The 18,201-nt window shown below is 54.7% G+C and carries 29 protein-coding genes and 2 pseudogenes; 16 read left to right on the top strand and 15 right to left on the bottom strand.

Annotation, left to right across the window (positions count from 1 at the left end; translation table 11 throughout):
* Nucleotides 1-4: 4 nt before the first annotated feature.
* The 7 genes from ACQ86N_RS31320 (at nt 5) to ACQ86N_RS31290 (ending at nt 4,455) form a co-directional block, all read left to right on the top strand.
* Complete coding sequence (locus tag ACQ86N_RS31320; protein ID WP_431210466.1) at nt 5-271, top strand: hypothetical protein; 267 nt, start codon at nt 5-7, stop codon at nt 269-271.
* 57 nt (nt 272-328) lie between these two features.
* Nucleotides 329-829, top strand: a complete 501-nt coding sequence (locus tag ACQ86N_RS31315; protein ID WP_431210465.1) for a DUF3347 domain-containing protein — start codon at nt 329-331, stop codon at nt 827-829.
* 4 nt (nt 830-833) lie between these two features.
* A complete protein-coding gene (locus ACQ86N_RS31310) occupies nt 834-1,298 on the top strand; it encodes a multicopper oxidase domain-containing protein (protein ID WP_431210464.1) in 465 nt (154 codons plus the stop codon).
* Entirely contained in the window at nt 1,288-3,018 is a 1,731-nt protein-coding gene (locus ACQ86N_RS31305) for a multicopper oxidase domain-containing protein (protein ID WP_431210463.1), read from the top strand. The genes ACQ86N_RS31310 and ACQ86N_RS31305 overlap by 11 nt, the downstream gene beginning before the upstream one ends.
* A gap of 190 nt (nt 3,019-3,208) precedes the next feature.
* On the top strand, nt 3,209-3,523 hold the full coding sequence (locus ACQ86N_RS31300; RefSeq protein WP_431210462.1) for a hypothetical protein: 315 nt from the start codon (nt 3,209-3,211) through the stop codon (nt 3,521-3,523).
* 5 nt (nt 3,524-3,528) lie between these two features.
* The gene (locus ACQ86N_RS31295) at nt 3,529-3,702 is read left to right on the top strand and encodes a hypothetical protein (protein WP_431210461.1); all 174 of its coding nucleotides are present in this window, start codon (nt 3,529-3,531) and stop codon (nt 3,700-3,702) included.
* 234 nt (nt 3,703-3,936) lie between these two features.
* Entirely contained in the window at nt 3,937-4,455 is a 519-nt protein-coding gene (locus ACQ86N_RS31290) for a RidA family protein (protein ID WP_431210460.1), read from the top strand.
* Here ACQ86N_RS31290 and ACQ86N_RS31285 read toward each other — a convergent pair.
* From ACQ86N_RS31285 to ACQ86N_RS31275, 3 genes and pseudogenes are all read right to left on the bottom strand, one after another.
* Nucleotides 4,404-4,661, bottom strand: a complete 258-nt coding sequence (locus ACQ86N_RS31285) for a hypothetical protein (RefSeq protein ID WP_431210459.1) — start codon at nt 4,659-4,661, stop codon at nt 4,404-4,406. The two genes, ACQ86N_RS31290 and ACQ86N_RS31285, sit on opposite strands and share 52 nt — an antisense overlap.
* A gap of 103 nt (nt 4,662-4,764) precedes the next feature.
* A pseudogene (locus ACQ86N_RS31280) lies at nt 4,765-5,055 on the bottom strand (HD domain-containing protein); the annotation flags it as partial.
* A gap of 57 nt (nt 5,056-5,112) precedes the next feature.
* On the bottom strand, nt 5,113-6,072 hold the full coding sequence (locus tag ACQ86N_RS31275; RefSeq protein ID WP_431210458.1) for a helix-turn-helix domain-containing protein: 960 nt from the start codon (nt 6,070-6,072) through the stop codon (nt 5,113-5,115).
* A gap of 172 nt (nt 6,073-6,244) precedes the next feature.
* Between ACQ86N_RS31275 and ACQ86N_RS31270 the strand changes: the two genes are divergently transcribed.
* Nucleotides 6,245-6,703: a lysozyme gene (locus ACQ86N_RS31270; protein ID WP_431210457.1), complete on the top strand. Its 459-nt coding sequence runs from the start codon at nt 6,245-6,247 to the stop codon at nt 6,701-6,703.
* Nucleotides 6,704-6,829: 126 nt separating this feature from the next.
* Here the strand turns inward: ACQ86N_RS31270 and ACQ86N_RS31265 are convergent, their stop codons facing one another.
* From ACQ86N_RS31265 to ACQ86N_RS31255, 3 genes are all read right to left on the bottom strand, one after another.
* Nucleotides 6,830-7,054, bottom strand: a complete 225-nt coding sequence (locus tag ACQ86N_RS31265) for a hypothetical protein (RefSeq protein ID WP_431210456.1) — start codon at nt 7,052-7,054, stop codon at nt 6,830-6,832.
* Between the two features lie 202 nt (nt 7,055-7,256).
* Nucleotides 7,257-7,823: a TetR/AcrR family transcriptional regulator gene (locus tag ACQ86N_RS31260; protein ID WP_431210455.1), complete on the bottom strand. Its 567-nt coding sequence runs from the start codon at nt 7,821-7,823 to the stop codon at nt 7,257-7,259.
* A gap of 144 nt (nt 7,824-7,967) precedes the next feature.
* Nucleotides 7,968-8,321, bottom strand: coding sequence for a response regulator (locus ACQ86N_RS31255; protein WP_431210454.1), 354 nt, complete (start codon nt 8,319-8,321; stop codon nt 7,968-7,970).
* 551 nt (nt 8,322-8,872) lie between these two features.
* Between ACQ86N_RS31255 and ACQ86N_RS31250 the strand changes: the two genes are divergently transcribed.
* The 5 genes from ACQ86N_RS31250 to ACQ86N_RS31230 all read left to right on the top strand — a co-directional run bounded on the left by ACQ86N_RS31250 (nt 8,873) and on the right by ACQ86N_RS31230 (nt 10,366).
* Complete coding sequence (locus ACQ86N_RS31250) at nt 8,873-9,094, top strand: ROK family protein (RefSeq protein ID WP_431210453.1); 222 nt, start codon at nt 8,873-8,875, stop codon at nt 9,092-9,094.
* On the top strand, nt 9,060-9,206 hold the full coding sequence (locus ACQ86N_RS31245; protein ID WP_431210452.1) for a hypothetical protein: 147 nt from the start codon (nt 9,060-9,062) through the stop codon (nt 9,204-9,206). The genes ACQ86N_RS31250 and ACQ86N_RS31245 overlap by 35 nt, the downstream gene beginning before the upstream one ends.
* Nucleotides 9,178-9,426, top strand: coding sequence for a hypothetical protein (locus ACQ86N_RS31240; protein WP_431210451.1), 249 nt, complete (start codon nt 9,178-9,180; stop codon nt 9,424-9,426). The genes ACQ86N_RS31245 and ACQ86N_RS31240 overlap by 29 nt, the downstream gene beginning before the upstream one ends.
* 90 nt (nt 9,427-9,516) lie before the next feature.
* Nucleotides 9,517-9,894 carry a hypothetical protein gene (locus ACQ86N_RS31235; protein WP_431210450.1) on the top strand — a complete coding sequence of 126 codons (378 nt, stop codon included), beginning with the start codon at nt 9,517-9,519 and terminating at the stop codon, nt 9,892-9,894.
* A 43-nt stretch (nt 9,895-9,937) separates the two neighbouring features.
* Nucleotides 9,938-10,366, top strand: a complete 429-nt coding sequence (locus tag ACQ86N_RS31230) for a secondary thiamine-phosphate synthase enzyme YjbQ (RefSeq protein ID WP_431210449.1) — start codon at nt 9,938-9,940, stop codon at nt 10,364-10,366.
* A 122-nt stretch (nt 10,367-10,488) separates the two neighbouring features.
* Here the strand turns inward: ACQ86N_RS31230 and ACQ86N_RS31225 are convergent, their stop codons facing one another.
* Together ACQ86N_RS31225 and ACQ86N_RS31220 are read right to left on the bottom strand one after the other, a co-directional pair.
* A complete protein-coding gene (locus tag ACQ86N_RS31225) occupies nt 10,489-10,704 on the bottom strand; it encodes a hypothetical protein (RefSeq protein ID WP_431210448.1) in 216 nt (71 codons plus the stop codon).
* Nucleotides 10,701-11,153 (bottom strand): flavin reductase family protein, encoded by a 453-nt coding sequence (locus tag ACQ86N_RS31220; protein WP_431210447.1) that lies wholly within the window; start codon nt 11,151-11,153, stop codon nt 10,701-10,703. Before ACQ86N_RS31220 ends, ACQ86N_RS31225 begins: the two co-directional genes overlap by 4 nt.
* Nucleotides 11,154-11,681: 528 nt before the next feature.
* On the opposite strand from ACQ86N_RS31220, the gene ACQ86N_RS31215 reads away from it, so the two are divergent.
* Nucleotides 11,682-11,891, top strand: coding sequence for a CsbD family protein (locus ACQ86N_RS31215; RefSeq protein ID WP_431210446.1), 210 nt, complete (start codon nt 11,682-11,684; stop codon nt 11,889-11,891).
* A 285-nt stretch (nt 11,892-12,176) separates the two neighbouring features.
* The gene (locus ACQ86N_RS31210; protein WP_431210445.1) at nt 12,177-12,857 is read left to right on the top strand and encodes a dihydrofolate reductase family protein; all 681 of its coding nucleotides are present in this window, start codon (nt 12,177-12,179) and stop codon (nt 12,855-12,857) included.
* A 131-nt stretch (nt 12,858-12,988) separates the two neighbouring features.
* On the opposite strand, the gene ACQ86N_RS31205 is transcribed toward ACQ86N_RS31210, so the two are convergent.
* The 5 genes and pseudogenes from ACQ86N_RS31205 to ACQ86N_RS31185 all read right to left on the bottom strand — a co-directional run bounded on the left by ACQ86N_RS31205 (nt 12,989) and on the right by ACQ86N_RS31185 (nt 16,143).
* Nucleotides 12,989-13,201, bottom strand: coding sequence for a hypothetical protein (locus ACQ86N_RS31205; RefSeq protein WP_431218015.1), 213 nt, complete (start codon nt 13,199-13,201; stop codon nt 12,989-12,991).
* Nucleotides 13,202-13,333: 132 nt separating this feature from the next.
* A pseudogene (locus ACQ86N_RS31200) lies at nt 13,334-13,399 on the bottom strand (hypothetical protein); the annotation flags it as partial.
* A gap of 409 nt (nt 13,400-13,808) precedes the next feature.
* Nucleotides 13,809-14,216 (bottom strand): hypothetical protein, encoded by a 408-nt coding sequence (locus ACQ86N_RS31195; RefSeq protein ID WP_431210444.1) that lies wholly within the window; start codon nt 14,214-14,216, stop codon nt 13,809-13,811.
* Nucleotides 14,159-15,085: a c-type cytochrome gene (locus ACQ86N_RS31190; protein WP_431210443.1), complete on the bottom strand. Its 927-nt coding sequence runs from the start codon at nt 15,083-15,085 to the stop codon at nt 14,159-14,161. Before ACQ86N_RS31190 ends, ACQ86N_RS31195 begins: the two co-directional genes overlap by 58 nt.
* Nucleotides 15,086-15,237: 152 nt before the next feature.
* A complete protein-coding gene (locus tag ACQ86N_RS31185; protein ID WP_431210442.1) occupies nt 15,238-16,143 on the bottom strand; it encodes a PQQ-dependent sugar dehydrogenase in 906 nt (301 codons plus the stop codon).
* Between the two features lie 83 nt (nt 16,144-16,226).
* Between ACQ86N_RS31185 and ACQ86N_RS31180 the strand changes: the two genes are divergently transcribed.
* Entirely contained in the window at nt 16,227-16,424 is a 198-nt protein-coding gene (locus tag ACQ86N_RS31180) for a hypothetical protein (RefSeq protein WP_431210441.1), read from the top strand.
* A gap of 69 nt (nt 16,425-16,493) precedes the next feature.
* Here the strand turns inward: ACQ86N_RS31180 and ACQ86N_RS31175 are convergent, their stop codons facing one another.
* Complete coding sequence (locus ACQ86N_RS31175; RefSeq protein ID WP_431217673.1) at nt 16,494-17,609, bottom strand: TonB-dependent receptor; 1,116 nt, start codon at nt 17,607-17,609, stop codon at nt 16,494-16,496.
* The gene (locus ACQ86N_RS31170) at nt 17,531-18,196 is read right to left on the bottom strand and encodes a hypothetical protein (protein ID WP_431210440.1); all 666 of its coding nucleotides are present in this window, start codon (nt 18,194-18,196) and stop codon (nt 17,531-17,533) included. The genes ACQ86N_RS31175 and ACQ86N_RS31170 overlap by 79 nt, the downstream gene beginning before the upstream one ends.
* Nucleotides 18,197-18,201: the final 5 nt, after the last annotated feature.

The raw sequence follows: 18,201 nt of genomic DNA, 5'->3' as shown, positions 1-18,201 counted from the left end.
TGCTGTGCATCATTCGTGTTGTGAGAAGAAGGCTCCGGGGGAGCCGAAGCATTCGGATTGCCAGGGGATGCAGGCGGTGCGGTTCAATCTGGTGGAGAAGCAGGTGGCTTCTTCGGTGGTGATGGGTGATCTGCCGGTGGTGGTGTTGGGTTTTGTACGTGTTGTGGCCCCGGTGGAGCGGCCCGCTGAAGGGTTCGGGAGGGCCGCCTGGTCGTCCTGCCAATATGCTCCACCCGACAGACAGGCGCTATATCAGAGTTATCGCATTTGATTGATGGATTGAAGTTCAAGACATTTTTTCTATTCTTTAACGGTCAATTCATTTACAATGAAACATATTATTTTTTTAGCCGCATTTTTTGCGCTTGGTTTTGGATTTGCACAGCCTGTAATTGCACAGCAGGCTAATTCTCTCTCTCCCATTCTGGATTCGTATTATGGCGTCAAGGACGCGCTGGTGGCCGGCGATGCAAAGGCTGCGGCGGCGAAGGCTGCGGATATGAAGAAGGCCGTGGACGGCGTCGATATGAAGGCCCTTCCGTCGAAGGATCATATGGCCTATATGTCGTTAAAGGACAAGCTGTCTTTTGACGCAAGGCATATTGCGGAGTCGTCGGATATCGCGCACCAGCGCGAGCATTTTGAGGCGCTTTCCGCAAGTATGAGCGCTTTTGCGAAGCAGGCGCATTTGTCGGCAGAGCCCGTCTACCAGGAGTACTGCCCGATGAAAAAGGCGTACTGGCTCAGCAGTGATTCGTCGGTAAAGAACCCTTATTATGGCAGCAGCATGCTTACCTGCGGGAAGGTAACGGGCGCGTTAAAACCGTAGGATAATGAGGAATTATTTTTTGGTGTTGCTGGTCTTTTTGGCCGGCGGCGCGGGGCGTGGGTATGCCCAGATGCATCATATGGCGCGTGCTGAGCCGGACTCGTCGCGGCCGGGGGTGAAGGTTTATCATTTGTACATTACGGATACGACAGTTAACTATACCGGGAAGCGAAGGCCGGCGATTGCGGTGAATGGTACACTGCCCGGCCCGCAGCTGGATTTTACCGAGGGGGATACGGCCGAGATACATATCCACAACGAAATGATGATGGAGACGTCTGTGCACTGGCATGGGCTGATCGTTCCCAATCAATATGACGGGGTTTCCTATCTGACTTCGCCGCCTATAGCTCCGATGGGAGAGTATGTGGCGAGGTTCCCCATTGTACAGAATGGAACGTACTGGTATCATTCGCATACGATGCTGCAGGAGCAGGTGGGGGTTGTATGGAGCGTTTGTGATACATAAGAAAGAGCGGGATAGTGTTCCTGAACATGTGGTTCTGCTGAGTGACTGGACCAATGAGAAGCCGTATGAGGTGCAGCGTAGTCTGCACTATGCCACGGACTGGTATGGGATCAGAAAGGGGGCAGCGCAGGACTATCTGGCGGCCATCAAAGAAGGACATTTCGGGACGAAGCTGGCGAATGAAAGAAAACGGATGCTGGCCATGGACGTCAGCGATGTAGCTTATGACCGGATGCTGGCCAACGGGAAGACGGAGGAGAATGTGCCGGGGTACCGTGCCGGACAGCGGGTGCGGCTGCGCGTTATCAACGGAAGTTCGTCGACGTATTTCTGGCTGCGATGGGCGGGCGGGAAGATGACGGTGGTGGCTAACGACGGACAGGATGTAGAGCCGGTGGAGGTGGACAGGCTGATCGTGGGGGTATCGGAGACGTATGATGTTATCGTGACGCTGCCCGGCTCCGGGAAGTACGAGTTCTCGGCGACTTCGGAGGACAGGACGGGAAGGACTTCTCTGTGGCTTGGAGATGGGGAGAAACTGGGGCTTGCGCCGATGCCGAAGCTGAAGTATTTCGAAGGAATGAAGATGATGAATGAGATGATGAAGGGCAACGGGGATATGAAGGATATGGGGATGGCGATGACCAATCAAACTATGGATATGAATGGGGTTATGTATCAGGAAAAGATGGATAGTTTGGTGACGCTGAACTATGGAATGCTGAAGTCTCCGCGGAAGACGGTGTTACCGGATGGACCGGTGAGGACTTTCAAATGGACGCTGACGGGGAATATGAACCGGTATGTGTGGACGGTGGACAACAAGACCGTGTCGGAAACGGACAAGGTGCTGATCCATCATGGAGAGAGGGTCAGGATCGTCATGACCAACTGGACGATGATGCGGCATCCGATGCATTTGCACGGGCATTTTTTCCGATTGTTGAACGGCCAGGGGGACTATTCGCCGCTGAAGAATGTGGTGGATATCATGCCGATGGAGACGGATACCATCGAGTTTGCGGCAACGGAGAGCGGGGACTGGTTCTTCCACTGCCATATCCTCTACCATATGATGAGCGGGATGGGGCGGATCTTTCATTATACAGACAGCAGCGGATCGGCGTTCAGCCCGATACCCGGTATTGCCGACCCGAAGAAGGCGCTGAGGAAGATCTATGCCGATGACCGGGAGATCAGGCCCGCGGCGAGTGTGGGGCTGGAAAGTAATGGGAGTGATGGGGAGGTGATGCTGGCCAATACGAGGTATAGATTCCAGGCGGAGTGGAGGGTCGGTACGGATGAGCGGAAGGGTTATGAGACCGAGAGTCATATCGGGCGTTATCTGGGGAAGATGCAGTACTGGATGCCTTATGTGGGATGGGATTTCCGGTATCGCCGGATATCGGATGTGGGTGAGAAGAGTCTGTTCGGGCAGACGGATACGAAGGACCACCGGAATGTGTTCTGTTTTGGGGTGCAGTATTTATTGCCTTATCTGGTGGTGGCGGACTGGCGGATCGACTCGAAGGGCTATGTGAGGCTACAGCTGGGACGGGAGGATATACCGGTGACGAGCAGGCTAAGGATGAATTTTATGGTAAATACGGACAAGGAGTATATGGTTGGTGCCCGGTATATTATCACGAAGTATTTTGGGATCTCGACGCACTATGACAGTGATATGGGGTATGGTGCCGGGGTGACGATCAGCTATTAGTTGTTGTGGGTTTATAGTTGTTGCGGAGTTAGGCGGTGGAGGCCTTTGCGAGCAGGAGGCGGCAGCCGGTGGGGCCTGGAGCTACGACCACCCATCGTTTGGTTAGGGTGGCGGGATTGCCCCTCTGGAATGTCAGGTGTTCCCCCCTTTGGTCTGGCGTTTGTTGCGCACCTTTATAAAAAATTAAGGTATGGAAAATTTAAAGGAGGAAGTCAGAAAGACCGGGGCGGCGATCATCGAAGGGTTGAATCAATTTAGTGAAGAAAAGTTGAACAAGGTTCCATATGAAGGGAGCTGGACGGCCGGGCAGGTGGGGGAGCATTTGGTGAAGTCGGCGGGTGTGGCGGAGGTAGTCTATGGGCGGGTGGGTCCGACGAGTCGTCCGCCGGATGAGAAGCTGCCGGTTTTGAGGATGTTCCTGGACTTTTCGATCAGGATGTCGTCACCGGGTTTTATAGTGCCGTCTGACGGGTACCATGATAAGGGGAAATCCTGGGGCAGCTGAAGAAGGTGTGGGGTCGGTTTGAGGAAGCGGTGGAGACACTGGATATGAACGAGACTTGTCTGGATTTTGAGATGCCGATGGTGGGTCAGCTGACCAGGCTGGAGTGGATCAGTTTTCAGGTGTATCATACGAAGCGACATCTGCACCAGTTGGGGAAGATCTATGATGCGGTGAAATAGGGGGGATGGTGTTGTGGGTTTGGTGGTTCAGGTGGGTGTGGGTGTTGTTCGCGTGGCGGCGGAGGACATATGTGTTTTTTGAGAGAGGTCGATTTTTGAGGGGTGCTTGCTTTGTATTGACCAATTGTGGGCTGAAGGGTAGTGAATTTTGGTCAATGGGAAAACGGGGTGGGGTTCGGGTGATCCGGAAGGGGTGGGTGACCCGGTTGGAGTATATTGTGATAAATTTTGGCTATGAAAAATATTTTGCTTGGGGTTGTTTTTGCCGTTGGGTGCACGTTTGGGTGTTTTGCGCAGGGGAATGTTCAGTTGGTCAATCCGACTACGGTGGCCAGGCCGAAGGGGTATTCGCAGGCGGCGGTGGTTGACCTTGGTACCTGTAAGATGGTGATCCTGTCCGGGCAGGTGGCGATGGACCTGCAGGGAAATCTTGTAGGGAAAGGAGATATGGAGAAGCAGGCGGAGCAGGTATTTCAAAATATCAAGGCGATCGTTACCGATGCCGGCGGCACGATGGATGACGTGGTCCGGCTGGGCTTTTATGTTACCGACCTTTCCGGTCTTGCGGCTGTCCGCGCCGTTAGGGACCGGTATGTGAATACCAGGACTCCGCCTGCCAGCACGCTGGTCGAGGTCGCGAAGCTCTATCGTGATGACGTATTGATAGAGGTGGAGGCGACGGCGATCATCACAAAAAATAACTATTCGCTCCATGGAGAGGCGAGGATGAGGTCGACGAAATTCTTCCGCTGAAAGCCGGGGATCATGAATGCGCAGACGTCGGCCTTGATGTTGCCGAAGGTTGTTTCTGTCTTGTGTTTGAAGCCTTCGAAGAATGCCGGGATGATCTTCTTTTTGAAACCGGGGCGTGGGAAGAAGCGGGTGATCTCTTCGCGGTCTGCCGGTGAAAGTTCGTGGTATCCTTCGCCCATTACGTCCAGTCCTACGCCGGAGTACATCAGTGCGACCTCGGCCTGCTTGTATTCGGCGATCCCAATTGTAGTGTGCAGGGCGATGGTGTCCCAGACGAAGCTGGAGGGTGGTCGGTGGAAGACCGTGGCTTTTGAGAAAGTCGCGGGCGGCGTTGGCTCCGTCGACCTCGAAGCGTTTGTCCGGGCTGCTGTAGTGGGGTGTCAGACCGAGGTCATGGAAGGCCGAGCTGACGTAGAGCAGTTCGGGGTCGTAGGCGAGGCCGCGTTGTTTACCGTTGAGGGAAGAAAAAAGAAATACGCGGAGGGAATGGTTGTAGATGAATTCGTTGCCGTGTTCCAATAATAATTCTGTTGCTTGTTTCGCGATCTTGCTGTCGGGGATACTGATCCCGGCTACTGACGATGGACGTTCTACTGACATCTTTTTTCTTCAAAGCTATGCAGGCATGGGCCTGGAGAAAATGTCAGAAATGGAGAATCAGATATGAATTTTTACCGTGGGTTTCGGCGTGGATTGTTCGCGATAGTCCAAAGGGGATTGTTGTGTGTAGGTTTTGAAGAAGCTGCTGAACTGGTAGGGACTCGGAAAGCCGAGGTCGCCGGCTATTTCCTTGATACTGCGGGAGCTGAACCGGAGGGAACGTTTGGCTTCGGATATCAGCTGTTCGATGATTATTTCCTTGGCTCCTGCGCCGTAGGTTCTGCAGACCGCGGCAAGTTTGCGGGTGGTGACGCCGAGTTGCCGGGCGAAGAAGGGGACGTCGTGCGCTGTATTATAGTTGTCACGGACGAGGGCGAGAAAGTCCTGGTAGATACGGCCGTCATAGGTAGCGATGTCTTTCCGGAGCAGGGAGTGGATGTTGGCGGTCTTGATGATGATGATCTTGAGGTAGGCGGCCAGGACGTCGCTTTTGTTGGAGTAGTCGGGGGTTTGGTATTCCCCCAGAGTTGTGATTAGGAGAGTTTCGAGGTCTTTGAGATCCGCGGGCCCGGGCAGGAAGAGGCGGCCGGCGGCCGGGTCGTCGAAGAGAACGGCCTTGCAGTTGCTGGCGCTGATGGGGGTGCGTTGCCAAAAGCAGTCGCCGAACCGGAGGCGGAGGCCGGAAAGGGGGTGGGTATCGGAGGTTGGCTGGGTGGCGGAAGGTAGTTGGTTGCCATGAGGGGATCGGGTGTTGCGGGCAACGGTGTTGCCTCGGGCGGGGTGGCTTCCGTGGGAAATTGAGGTGTCGGATGATGCGGCCGGCAGGAAGGTATAGACTTGTCCTTTGGAAATTAACAATAGACTGCCTGATGAGAGGGTGTAGGTAGTCAGGTCGACGTGGACCTGGGATGAGCCGCCGGTGATAAGGAATAGTTGGTGGTCGTCGAGTCGTTGGGGCTGGGAATTTGGGGAGACCGTTGGGTCGAGTCTTTCGATATGGAAAGAGTCCTGTAGCATGGTGTAAAAGTACAGATTTCCCGGTGAGTGCATTTTCGGCGGGATGGGAGGAATATTTCCCGGTAAGTGGTATGTTCCGGCAGTTGGGTAAATTGTATCTTCCGGTGGTGTGGAAGAATGGTACATAGTGTGGAAGAATTGTAAATTCCAGCCTTAAAAACTCAAAACCGTTATGGCACCATCCGGCAATTGTATCGACCTTATCAAGTCACAGGAAGGCCTTGTACTTCACCCTTATCTCGATCAGGCGAGTGTTCCGACGATCGGATACGGCACTACCCGGTATCCGGGCGGGGCGCATGTGACCATGAAAGACGGTCCGATAACTCAGCAGCAGGCGGAGAACTACCTGCACAACGATCTGCAGGACACCGGTGTCGCGGTCAATGCGATGGTGCCGCAGGGATTGAATCAAAACCAGTTCGACGCGCTTGTGGATTTTGCCTATAATGTGGGTACGGGTGCGCTGCATGGCAGTACGCTGCTGAAACTGGTCAAGGCTAATTCAGCGGACCCGTCGATCGGGGATGCTTTTCAGATGTGGGATAAGATCCACGTCGACGGGAAGCTCGTGGTGAATGACGGGTTGCTGAAGCGGCGAAAGGCGGAGGCGGAATTATACTTTAGTTAGCGGGTGGTCCGAGGACCGGTGCTAGCGGGTGCGCCAGCGTCTAGGTCCAAAATTTTCCCATTTTTTTAAAGAGGATGTTGGGGACGGGGGAGCTGTGGGATGAAGGTTGCGTGAGCAGGATGCCTCTTACCCGTGTCGTTCGGACTCGATGCCAAAGAGGATGGTTTCGTTGCGCGAATTGGTGTGGGGGAAGCTGTGGACCTCGTTGATGTCGAATTCATCGTTGCGGAGGAAGATCTTCTGCTGTGTGCAGAAGAGCTGGTTGTCCATTACTACGAAGTCTGAGGAGTATCCGCGTTTCTGGAGGTCTGCGATCTTGTCTACTACGGCGTGTGTACCCGTTTTTCTCATGATTGAGGGATTTTTTGGTTTTTGAATTTGTGCGTTGTATACGTATAAATTCTATGCGAGAGACATAAGCGTTTGATAGCCAGTGCCGGCATGTGGAGGCGGGGACGATATTTCGCCGAAAAACGGGGGAGTTCGCGAAAGGGCGTGAGAGGATCCGACGCCTGTGGTGTTGTGATGGTAGATGACGGGATGACGCCGCGGGTTACTCAGGTCGAAGGGTTCGTCGCAGCTGTTCGAGGACGCCGCGGAAGAAGCCCGCTCCTTTTGCCTGAGCGACCTGGAGGGCGCCGGGGAGGGTGGAGGTCCAGAGGGCGGCGATGTCTTCGGGTGACTGGTTGATACGGAACTCGCCAGCGTCGCGGCCGGCGCGGATGGTGTCGGTGAGCCAGCTATCGACGGTATCGATGTATTCGTTGGCTGCCTTTTCCATTTTGGGTGGAAGTTCGGAGTAGATGGAGGTGCAGGCGCCGATGATACAGAGATTTTTGCCGGACAGACAGTAGTTGGCATACATGGTGAGAAGGACCTCCGTTCGTGCTTTGGCGGACTGGTCCTTGGACGTCTCGATGAGGTCGAGGAAGTCTGACCTGTCCTTTTCAATGATAGCCACGCCGAGGTCTTCCTTGGCGGGAAAGTAGTGGTGTACGGCGGCGTTCTTGATGTTGAGCTCCTTTGCGATCAGCTGATACCTAAAGGTATGATATCCCATATGCTGGATGAAGTCTCTGCCGAGTATGATGATCTTGTCTCTGGTACTGACGCCCTGCATTGTATTATTTTGTACTGCCATTTGTTTGCACAATTCGCTTACATTGAAGTAAGTAATTAGAAAATATGATTGATCCGACTGGCAATCGTTAGTGGTGGGAGATTGGTTAGCGTCGGGGCAGGGGTCAGTGAGCGATAAGGTAATTTAGTTAAGCAGTTGTTGGACGGTTGCCTGCAGCTGGGTTTTGGTAAACGGCTTACAGAGGAAAGTGTCCGCTCCGATCTCAAGCGCGAGATCCGAGACTGCTGCGTCCACGCCGGAGATCATGATAATCTTGACGGCGGGGGATTTTTCCTTGATATATCCGATAAAATCGACGCCCATGCCATCTGGGAGGCGGTTGTCCAACAGGACGAGAGTGGGGGTCTCTTTTTCAAGGAAAGTCCTGGCTCCTGAAAGGGTGTTAACGTGGTCAATTGTCAACTCCGGCTGATCCAACAGGATATTGAGGAGCAGACACATATCGCCTTCGTCTTCGACAATCAGGATTTTCTTCATACGCCAGTTTTTGTTCAGGATGCACAATTTTGGGGCCAATTGGCTTTGAGAGAGAGGTTCGTCGGGTGCAACGATGGTTTATGCGCGGTGGAGAGTGGGGGCTGGTGGTGATGGGCATGGGTTCGGGGAATGTAGTTGACGGATGGGTCGGATGGGAGTGTGGCTCAGGGCTGGTGCGGGGTGAGGCCTGGGTGCGGAGTTGCCTGGGCGCTGGTTGGGATCTGTCGCGTGCTGAGATGGGAGCGTGGGTGGTGGAGGTTCGGGCCCTGGGTTTTCCGGAGTATAAAAAAAATTGTGGGGCGGGTATTGATCGGGCAATAGTGTGGTTTAGCTTCCACACTGGTGGAAGGCTGTGGACGCAAATTATCAGGAAGGGGGATTGGTGGAGCTTGAACGGGGGGGGCTGGATTTTTTGTAATTTCCCGCATGGGTAATATTTTAACTATCGATGTAGGAGGTTCGCATATCAAGTGTACGATCCTCGATGATCAGGGCGAAATGCAGACAGAATACAGGCGGGTGGACACGCCCCCTCTGCGCGGCCGGAGAAAGTGCTTTCCACCATATCAGAACTGGTGAATGGGTTACCGGATTATGACCGGGTTTCGGTTGGATTTCCGGGTTATGTGAGGAACGGGGTCGTATATACCGCTCCCAACCTTGACAATCCCTACTGGAAGAACATTCCTTTCGGTCAGCAGATCAGCAATGCGCTGAAGAGGCCGGTGCGGCTGGTGAATGACGCCGACCGAGCTGGGGCTTGGGGTTGTTAGCGGCAAGGGATATGAGATCGCGGTTACGCTGGGGACGGGTTTTGGGACGGCATTCCTGATCGACGGCTATTCTGCTGCCGCATATGGAGCTGGCGCATCATCCTATTCGTAAAGACGTAACCTACGACGCTTATATCGGTGAACGGGCGCAGAAGGAAGTGGGAAAGGAGAAGTGGAACAGGCGGGTAGAGAAGGTCCTGGGCATCCTTAAAGTGGTCTTCAACTACGACCGGCTGTATATTGGCGGCGGTGAAGCGCAGAAGCTGAAGGTCCCGCTGGAGGAGAACATGATCCTTTTTCCGAATCAGGACGGGATCAAAGGTGGGGGCTAAGCTGTGGTTGATGGAAGATAAATACCATATCAGTACGAATCACCCCGTTCAGTCCTGAAAAAAAGATTATATTACTGGTAAAACACCAGCATGAAACTGATTGCTCTCTTAGGCTTTATCCTAACCGTTATGTCTGTGGGCGTGCGGGCCCAGTCATTGAAGAATACAAGCTGGAGGACCTTTATCGGGGATCCGTTGCATGATAGTATTACCATCCATATCCGGACGGATTCGTCTTTCGTAACGACCAGTGACGGATCGGTGGTCGTCCGTTCGATCTGTAAGGTTTCCGGTGACACGCTTACTATTAGTGACTATGACGGACAGTATGCGTGTCAGGATATGACGGGCCGTTATACCGTCAGTCTGAAGGACGATATATTGACGCTTGTCCTTGTGGACGACGCCTGTGACGGCCGGGCTAGTAATCTTAACAGTTCGAAGTGGCGGAAGGTGCCGGAGAAATGAGTTGGCCGGGGTCGGTTGATCGGGGGAATGGTTATTTTTGGCCATGGAAATGCTTCAATACAGTCTGACGCTTCCCGGGAGGCGCAGGGGATTTCATTTGATTACGCCGGAGGTGCTGCGGGCCGCGCCGGGAATTACGCGGTTCAGGTGCGGGATGTGCCAGGTGTTTATCCGGCATACATCCGCGTCGCTTACCATCAACGAGAATGCGGACCCGACGGTGAGAAGAGATTTTGAAACATTTTTTAACAAGGCGGTGCCGGAGAATGATCCGGACTATGTCCATAATGATGAAGGGCCCGATGATATGCCTGCGCATTTGAAGGCGGCGATCCTCGGGTCCTCTGTATTGATACCTGTCAATAGTGGGAGACTGGCCCTGGGTATGTGGCAGGGGATCTATTTATGTGAACATAGGAATCATGGGGGGAGCAGGGAGTTGGTGATTACTTGTTGGGGGGAGGAGATTTAGGGGTGGGTGACCCGGTTGACGGGGCCCCGCCGGTGGGGTGGATGGTTGGGTGACGGGACTCCGCTGTTTACGGGGGCGGGGGCGCCGATGCGGGCCGGTTGGGTGGGGACGCCGCCGGGGGATTAAGCCCGGGTGGCATGGTCGCGGTCGGCGGTCTGATAGAGCTCTTCGGGGATCTGGGCCAGGGTCGAGGCGTGGACCTGGTGGCCGAGGCCGTAAAACTGCTGAAAGCTCATGATGAGGGGGCGCCATTTGTCGGGATCGATATGATCGGATTTCCCGTCCATCAGGATCTGGTCGTCGAGGTGTACACGGACGATCTTTAGCTCGAAAGTCATAATTCTGCCGCGTTGCTGCGGGTCTTCTTCGCTGAGGGGTGTGTGGACATCAGTACGCTCTCCAGGTGGACGGGGCATTGTTTTGCGCGGGCGGGTTTGACGATGTCTGAGGATAGGGGAGTGAGGCCGGAGATGGCGAATTTGTTGGGTTCGTAGCGGTAGCCTTTTTGTAGTTTGCCGGCGGGAACGGGATTCGAACCGGTGGTGAGCGCCAGCCTGTTGACAGCGCCGACTTCGTTGACGGACGGAAGGTTGAGGACGCATTCGCTGGTGCGGAGGAGGTTCTCTGTGGTTTTGGAGAAGGCGGAAATGCCGACCATGCAACGCCAGCCCAGCCAAAAAATGGAGGATATGGGGGCGATGTTGTGGGTGCCGTCCGCGTTGACGGTACTGACGAGTACAACCGGTGTACCGAAATAGAGAATGGATGGATAACTTATGTGGTGCATTGTTTTCAGTTTAGGGTGTAAAGATGGGAAGAATTGGGTGGGTGGGAAACCCGGAACTTGCTCGATTTTTCTGCAGGCGATGGCAATGTTTAAAAGTAGGCAGAGGTCTGGAAGATCTAACGGTTGTTGGGCAGGGGTTTAGGTATTCAGAGGCTGCGAACAGCGGAATTTGGAGAGATCGGATAATTGGTCCTTAGCAACGGACTGCTGTCGCTGCCCGAAGGTCCGGAATATTGGTCATATTTGAACAGGGCGATGGATTTTTTTATTTTCGTTTGTATATATACGTTATATTTTTTGAACTGCTGACACCGTTGGACGAAACATATATTTTAAGGGCGTGGATGGGTGGGTGAATATGGTGGATCGCGCGATCTCTCGTTTGGTGGAAGGATGGGGCCGGGTGCGGGGGGATGGGGGATGGTGGAAAAGATCCGGCGGTGAAGGGGTTAAACAGTAGGGTATGGGGGTGGCAAAGGTTTTGAAGCAGGTGGTGGAAACCATTGTTCACTTTTTAAATTTATTATTATGGAAAACAGACCTAATAATTCGAGCACGAGCCTGAAGATCAAGGGCAACTGGAATGAAATGAAGGGCAAGATCAAACAGAAGTACGCCAATCTGACGGATGACGATCTGTTGTATGAAGAAGGGAAGGAGGATGAGTTATATGGACGGATCCAGAAGAAGACCGGACATACGAAGGAAGAAGTAAAATCGTGGATCGATAAGTTGTAGAGTGGTGTGGCATTTGCGCCCCTGAGGTGTGGACGGGATTGGTCGCTGCAGGACGGTCTGAGCGGAGTATGGGGTGGCACGGTTTTAGAATGGTATAATGTTCCAAGGATGGTGATTTCCAGCTGAACAATTATAAAAGCGCCTCAGAAACGCAATTATAAAAAGTAAATGGAATAAGCATCCGCGAAAGCTGTGTTCCCAAAAGGAGTACAGCTTTTTTTTTGCATTGGCGGGTAGGGACCGGGTTCAGGATATTAGTGGTAACTTACCTGTAAATGAAATGCTATGAAACCATATGTTATATGTCATATGATGAGCTCGGTCGACGGGCGAACGCTGACGAAGAATTGGGGGAGGGTGAAGGGAATGGGGGCTTATGAGGAGACAGGGAATACCTATAGGGCCACTGCCTGGATATGCGGACGGACGACGATGGAGCGGGATTTTGCGAGCAGCAACCCTTTGAAGCTGCGGCGGGGCGGGAAGGCTATTCCGAAGACCGATCATCTGGCGTCACTTGACGCCCGATCGTTTGCCATCGCGGTGGATAAGGACGGGAAACTGAACTGGGACAAGTCTTCGATCGGGGGCGACCATCTGGTGGTGGTTCTCAATGAAGGGGTTAGCAGCGCTTATTTGGGGCATCTGAGGGATCGCGGCATCAGCTATATTTTTGGAGGGAGGAAGGAGCTTGATCTGAAGCTGGTACTGGAGAAGTTGTGGGAAGGGTTTTTTATCCGGAAGCTGCTGCTGGAAGGTGGGGGACATCTGAATGGATCGTTCCTGAAGGCGGGATTGATTGATGAGCTGAGTGTGCTGCATTTGCCGGTAGCGGACTGTAATATAGGATCTCCGTCCATATTTGAAGACAGTGATGGGAATAAGGTGCCGGTCAGCAGACTCAAGTTGCTGAAGGTGAAGAAGCTGGAGCATGATGTTTTGTGGTTGAGGTATAAGTTGGGATAGGATTGGCATAGGCCCTGGGGTCGATGTTGGCCTGATTGTGTCGGCCGGGGACGGATGGTTGGTGTTTGGCGGCCGGGTAGATGGTGGACGTTGGTTTGTGGTTGATGGGTGGGGTTGACCGGGTGGTCTGTCTAGTGGACGACGACTACGTCGAAGAAGTATTTTCCTTCGCGCTGGGTGCCGCTGACCTGGACGCGCTGGTAGTGGGAGCCGGCTTCGTCGCAGGAAGTGATGGTATCGAGGAACTGGTCGGCTGCTTTTTCGGCGTCATGGATGTCGCGGCAGTCTTCGACGATGACGATATTGCGGTCATCGGGCTGGAAGTGAGCGGTAGGTGTTGGCATAATCATTTGATTTTTGGAAGTCATAGTGGCCTTTGATCTCCGTGTTGAGGAAGATGCCCTTTGAGACGGCTGATCGCATTTTTCGTAGACGGCCGGGGGCACTTCTTTGTATTCGTAGATGTTGCCCGAGACGTAGACGACCCGCAGGGTGTGCGATGGTTCATCGTATTTTATGGCTCTTACGACAGAAGATGGCATAGAAAGGGGTGTACCAAAATTGGGCCGGATTGGGGTGGGCCCCGGGGTTGGAGATGATTTGAGGGAGTGAGGGGAGATGCCCAGGGGATGGAGGGGGCCGAAGCGGAGCTATGAGGGGACGAGCGAGCGGGGCCAGTAAATAAAAAAACCCCGGTGTTAGCCGGGTTGCACTCAATCAAATACCATTAACCATTTAACCTTATCCTGACTCAAAAGTAGTGTGTTTCGGACGGGTGTGGTAATATTTGGAAGTGGTTTGAAATGGTTTGAGGAATTGGATAGGACAATGATAAGTAGATGCTCTTAGTTTTGGGGTTTTGCAAATTTTAGCGGGATGGTTGAGGCAAGGGAGATCTATAAAAAAGCCGGGCGCGGGGCCCGGCTTTGAAATTTGTGCCGCAGGTGAAGGCTATTTGTCTTTTAACAGTAACCAGTGTATTCGCATATCGGCGGCGTCGGGTGATCGGGTGATGACCAGGCGGTGGGGCTGGCCGTCGGTGACCGGGTCGAGGGTCGCGCTGAAGATGCCGGGTGTTTTGGCGGCGGCGTCCAGGTCGAGGTGGCCGATGGTTGCGCCCGACTCGGCGTCGAGGTGTATCTCGAGACGGCGGCTGCCGGTGGTGTCCTTTCCGGGGGTCAGGCTTATGTCGAAGGACCTGATCTCTGCAAGGTCGATACTATCGGTGGAGAGTATGCGCTCGCCGCCGCGGCGGCCGAAGGTGATCTTCGGGTTGTGGAGGGACAGGGCCTCGGTGGCCGTCAGGGGTTTGATGCCGGGGCCGCCCTTGTCGGTATAGGTGGCGGTGATGGTGAGCACGCCTTTTCTTTTTCCGGCTTGTCGAGCGTGGGCTTGAGGGTGCCGGTGGCGGGCAGGGACTTGATCTTCGGCGCGGCGAGGGATTGAATATAGCCGATGATGAGCCGGATGTCTTCGTCTTTCAGGTCGGGGTGGGCGGGCATGACGACCTCGCCCCATTTGCCGCTGCCTCCTTTTTTGATCTTTTGGGTGAGGCCTGGGACCATATTGGGGTCCTTCTGGTAGCGGATGGCTACGTCCCTGAATGCGGGTCCGATGGATTTCTCGGTAGGTTTGTGGCAGGTCTTACAGTCGAGGGACATCATGATGTTCCTGCCGGTGGCGGCGGAGCTGAGGACCTGGTGGCCCTGTGGAGCAGCGGCCTTGTCGGAGCCTTCGAGGTAGTCGGCTGTTACGATCAGATTGTTTTTGACGATGGTCTTGTCTTCCTTGTCCTTTGCCGTGACGCTGTAGGCTATGGGTGTTTCCGGGAAGTAAAACGATTTATTTCCCTTCAGCGTGATGCCTACGGTCGGGGCCTCGTTGCCGGCGTAGACGCCGACCGTGTTGCTGATGGCGGGTTTGCTCTTGCCGTCCCGGACCTCTACAGAGATGGGGTAGTCACCCGCGGCGGAGAGGGTATAGCTGAGGCTGGGTGTGGTGGTCGTTTTTCTCAGTGTCTTGCCAATATGCCAGACGTAGGTGAGTGCGTCGTCCTCGGGGTCTTTGGCTTCGATGCTGGCGCTGAGGTGGAGGGGCAGGCCGCCGGAGGTCTTGTTGACCTGAAGATCGGTGATCCTCGGGGCTGCGGTTGCCGGGATTGAAGTCGATGCGGGAGATGCCGGCGTCGGGGTTCTTGCTGAACCAGCCGCTGCCGTATTCGAGGACATAGAGCCGGCCGTCGGGCCCCATTTCCGCGTCGATGGGGGAGTTCCATTTGGTGTGCTCCATAAAGGGTTCCATATGGTCGTAGTCGCCGTCGTCTTTGAGGGATACGACCTTGAACCAGCAGCGGGTGAAGTCGTAGATGAAGACCTTTTTGTCATAGTAGTCCGGGAGGCGCGTGGTCTTTGGATAGAGATCCGAGTAGAAGACCGGGCCGGCCATGGCGCAGCGGCCGCCGCTGCCTACTTCGGGGAATTCGGGGGAGGCTGCATATGGATACCAGATGAAGGCGGGTTGAGCCGGCGGCAGGTCGCGGAGGCCGGTGTTGTTGCGGGATTCGTTGACGGGGTGCTCCGGGTCGAAGGCGATTCCGTTGGAATCGGTTGCATAGTCGTGGATATGATAAGGATAGTTGTTCCCTACGAAATATGGCCATCCGAAGAAGCCTGCTTTTCTTGCACTGGTTGACCTCGTCGTATCCGCGGGGGCCGCGTGATGAGAGGCTGTCGTTGTTGGCGTCGGGTCCGACCTCGCCCCAGTACAGGAAGCCGTTCTTTTTGTCGACGGAGATCCGGTAGGGATTGCGGTCGCCCATGACGTAGATCTCGGGGCGGGTCTTTTCTTCGCCGGCGGGGAAGAGGTTGCCCTCGGGGATCTCATAAGTACCGTCCGATTTTACTTTTATGCGGAGGATCTTTCCGCGCAGGTCGTTGGTATTGCCGGCGCCGCGGCGGGAGTCGTACTGCAGGTGGCCCGGCCGGTCGTCGAGGGGCGCGTAGCCGTGGCTGGGATAGGGCGTCTTCGGCTCGTCAAACGGCGTTGAGTTGTCACCGGTAGAGACGTAGAGCAGGCCCTTTCCGTCGAAGGCGATGGAGCCGCCGGTGTGGCAGCAGATCTCGCGTTGTGAGTACAGTTGCAGGATGACCTTTTCCGACTTGAGGTCGATGCGGTTGTTCACGTATGTAAACCGCGAGAGACGGTTGACGGAAGTGTCCGCGGGACTATAATAGATATAGACGTAGTGGTTGGTCGCGAAGTTGGGGTCGGCCTGGATGCCAAGCACGCCTTCTTCGGCGTTGACGCCGGGGGTATGTTGTGTCTTGAAGTAGACGTTGAGGAAGGCCGCCTGGCTGACTTTTTTGTGAGGTGGTTGTAGCGCAGGATCTCTCCGCGGCGCTGGGCAACGAGGATGTCCAGGTTGGGGAGGATGGTCATTTCGGTCGGTTCGAAGAACTCACCCATGGCAAGCGGTGTCTTGGTGAAGCGGTCTTCTTCGGGGGTACCGGGGGTGGCGCCAGTGGCGCGGGAACCAGGTGTACCGGGACCGCCGGGACGGGGGTGTAGCTTGCTGTAATGAGCAGCGTCATTACGAGGGCTAAGGAGAGAGGTCTGTTCATATGGTGATGCTTGTTTTTAAAGGTTAAAGCCGAGGGTTGCGCCGTATGTCTGCGGGTCGCCGAGGTGAGCGGCGCCGAAGTCGTAGGCGTAGGCGATGTATCTTTTGTTGGTCAGGTTGCGCTCCCAGAAGATGAGGCTGAAATTTTTCGTCTTTATGCCTGCGCTGATATTGAAAATACTATAGGGAGACTGCTGGATGGTGTTGGCGAGGTCGAACCAGGTGTTGCCGAGGTAGCGCCATTCGCCGCGGAGGACGAGGGCGGGCTGCTGGCCGCGGTGGCTGAGTGAGTAGTTGTACTGTGCGGCGAGCATGGACGTGTATTCCGGGGTAAAGACCTGGTGTTTGCCTTTGAGGTCGACGACGGAACCGTTCGAGGACAGCTTGAGCTGGTCGTAGAGGGCGTGGGTATAGCCGAAGCTGTAGTTGAGCTCGAGTCCTTTGACAGGTGTGGCGGCGAGTTCGGCTTCGAAGCCTTTGCTGTTGAGTTTGCCGGCGTTCTTTGTGACGGTGATGGCGTCGGGCAGAACGAGGGTGGGGACCTGTGCGTTGCGGATGTTCGAATAGAATACGGCGAGGTTGGCCTGGAGGGTACCCCGGACGATATTGCCTTTCCAGCCTGCTTCGAAGTTGTTGCTGTATTCAGGAGAGTAAGCGTATAGTGGTGGCTGTGAGGGGTCGGAAGACAGCTGGGTCAGTCCGCCGGTGCGGAATCCGCGGCTGTAGGTGCCGTAGAGGGTCTGGCTCTTCGAGAGGAAGTAGCTGATGGTAGCCTTGGGCGACCAGGCATGAAAACTGGTCTTGCCGCTGGTGTCGGGAGTTGTGACGATGACGGGTGCGCCGTCGGGCTGGTATTCGCCGAGGACGTTCTCCGACTGGTGTTCGTAGTCGTAGCGGAGGCCGGCCGTTAATTCGATCTGGTGGGTCAGTGCATATGAGGCCTGGCCATAGAAGGCGATGCCTTTGTTGGTGCTTTTGGTGGTATTGATCGTCGAGAAATCGATGTCGGGTGAGCCGAGCAGGCCTGCGTCTTTGCCGTAGTGGGTGGCCTGTTTTACCGGAGCTTCGTTGTGGAAGAGGTATGCGCCTGCGGTCCAGCTCCAGGGCGAATTGCGGCCCGCGGGGACGCGAATTTGAATTCCTGTGTCCAGGTCTTTGTTTTGTTGTAGTCGCCGCCGTAGTTGTTGATGATGGTGATCGCGTCGAGGGGAGAGAAGTCTCCGTCGATGGGCTGGGTATAGTAGCGATAGTTCTGCTGGAAGGCGGTCTGCGAGGTAAAGATGAAGCCGCGGCCTTTATAATTGACAGAGAGGCCGGAGTTGAGGGTGTTGTCGATCATTTTTGTGGTGGCGTTCTGATTTAGAACGAAGGGATCTTTGAAGGGATCGCTGGCCACGAGGGGGAAGGGGCCGTTGTTGCGGTTGTCGACGTGTTTGAAGTTGAGTGTGACGTCCCAGTTGGTAGCGGGGAGCCAGCGGAGGTAGTAATTACCGGTGAAGCTGTGCTGGTCCTCGTAGGAGTGGTTGGTGAAGTCGTTGTGATAGTAGCCGTTGCGGGTGTCGTAGAGGCCGGCGGCGCCTATGAATAGTTTATTTGGAATGAGTGGGGCACGGAATCCGACCGAATAGCGCTGGCGGCCGTAGTTGCCGATGCTGATTTCGGCGAAGGTCCTGAGCTGGTTGTTGGGTTGTTTGGTAATAATGTTGATGACGCCGCCCATGGCAT

The sequence above is a fragment of the Puia sp. P3 genome (assembly GCF_050632245.1).
In the GTDB taxonomy this organism is placed as follows: Bacteria; Bacteroidota; Bacteroidia; order Chitinophagales; family Chitinophagaceae; genus Puia.
This window is presented reverse-complemented; position numbering and strand designations above follow the sequence as displayed.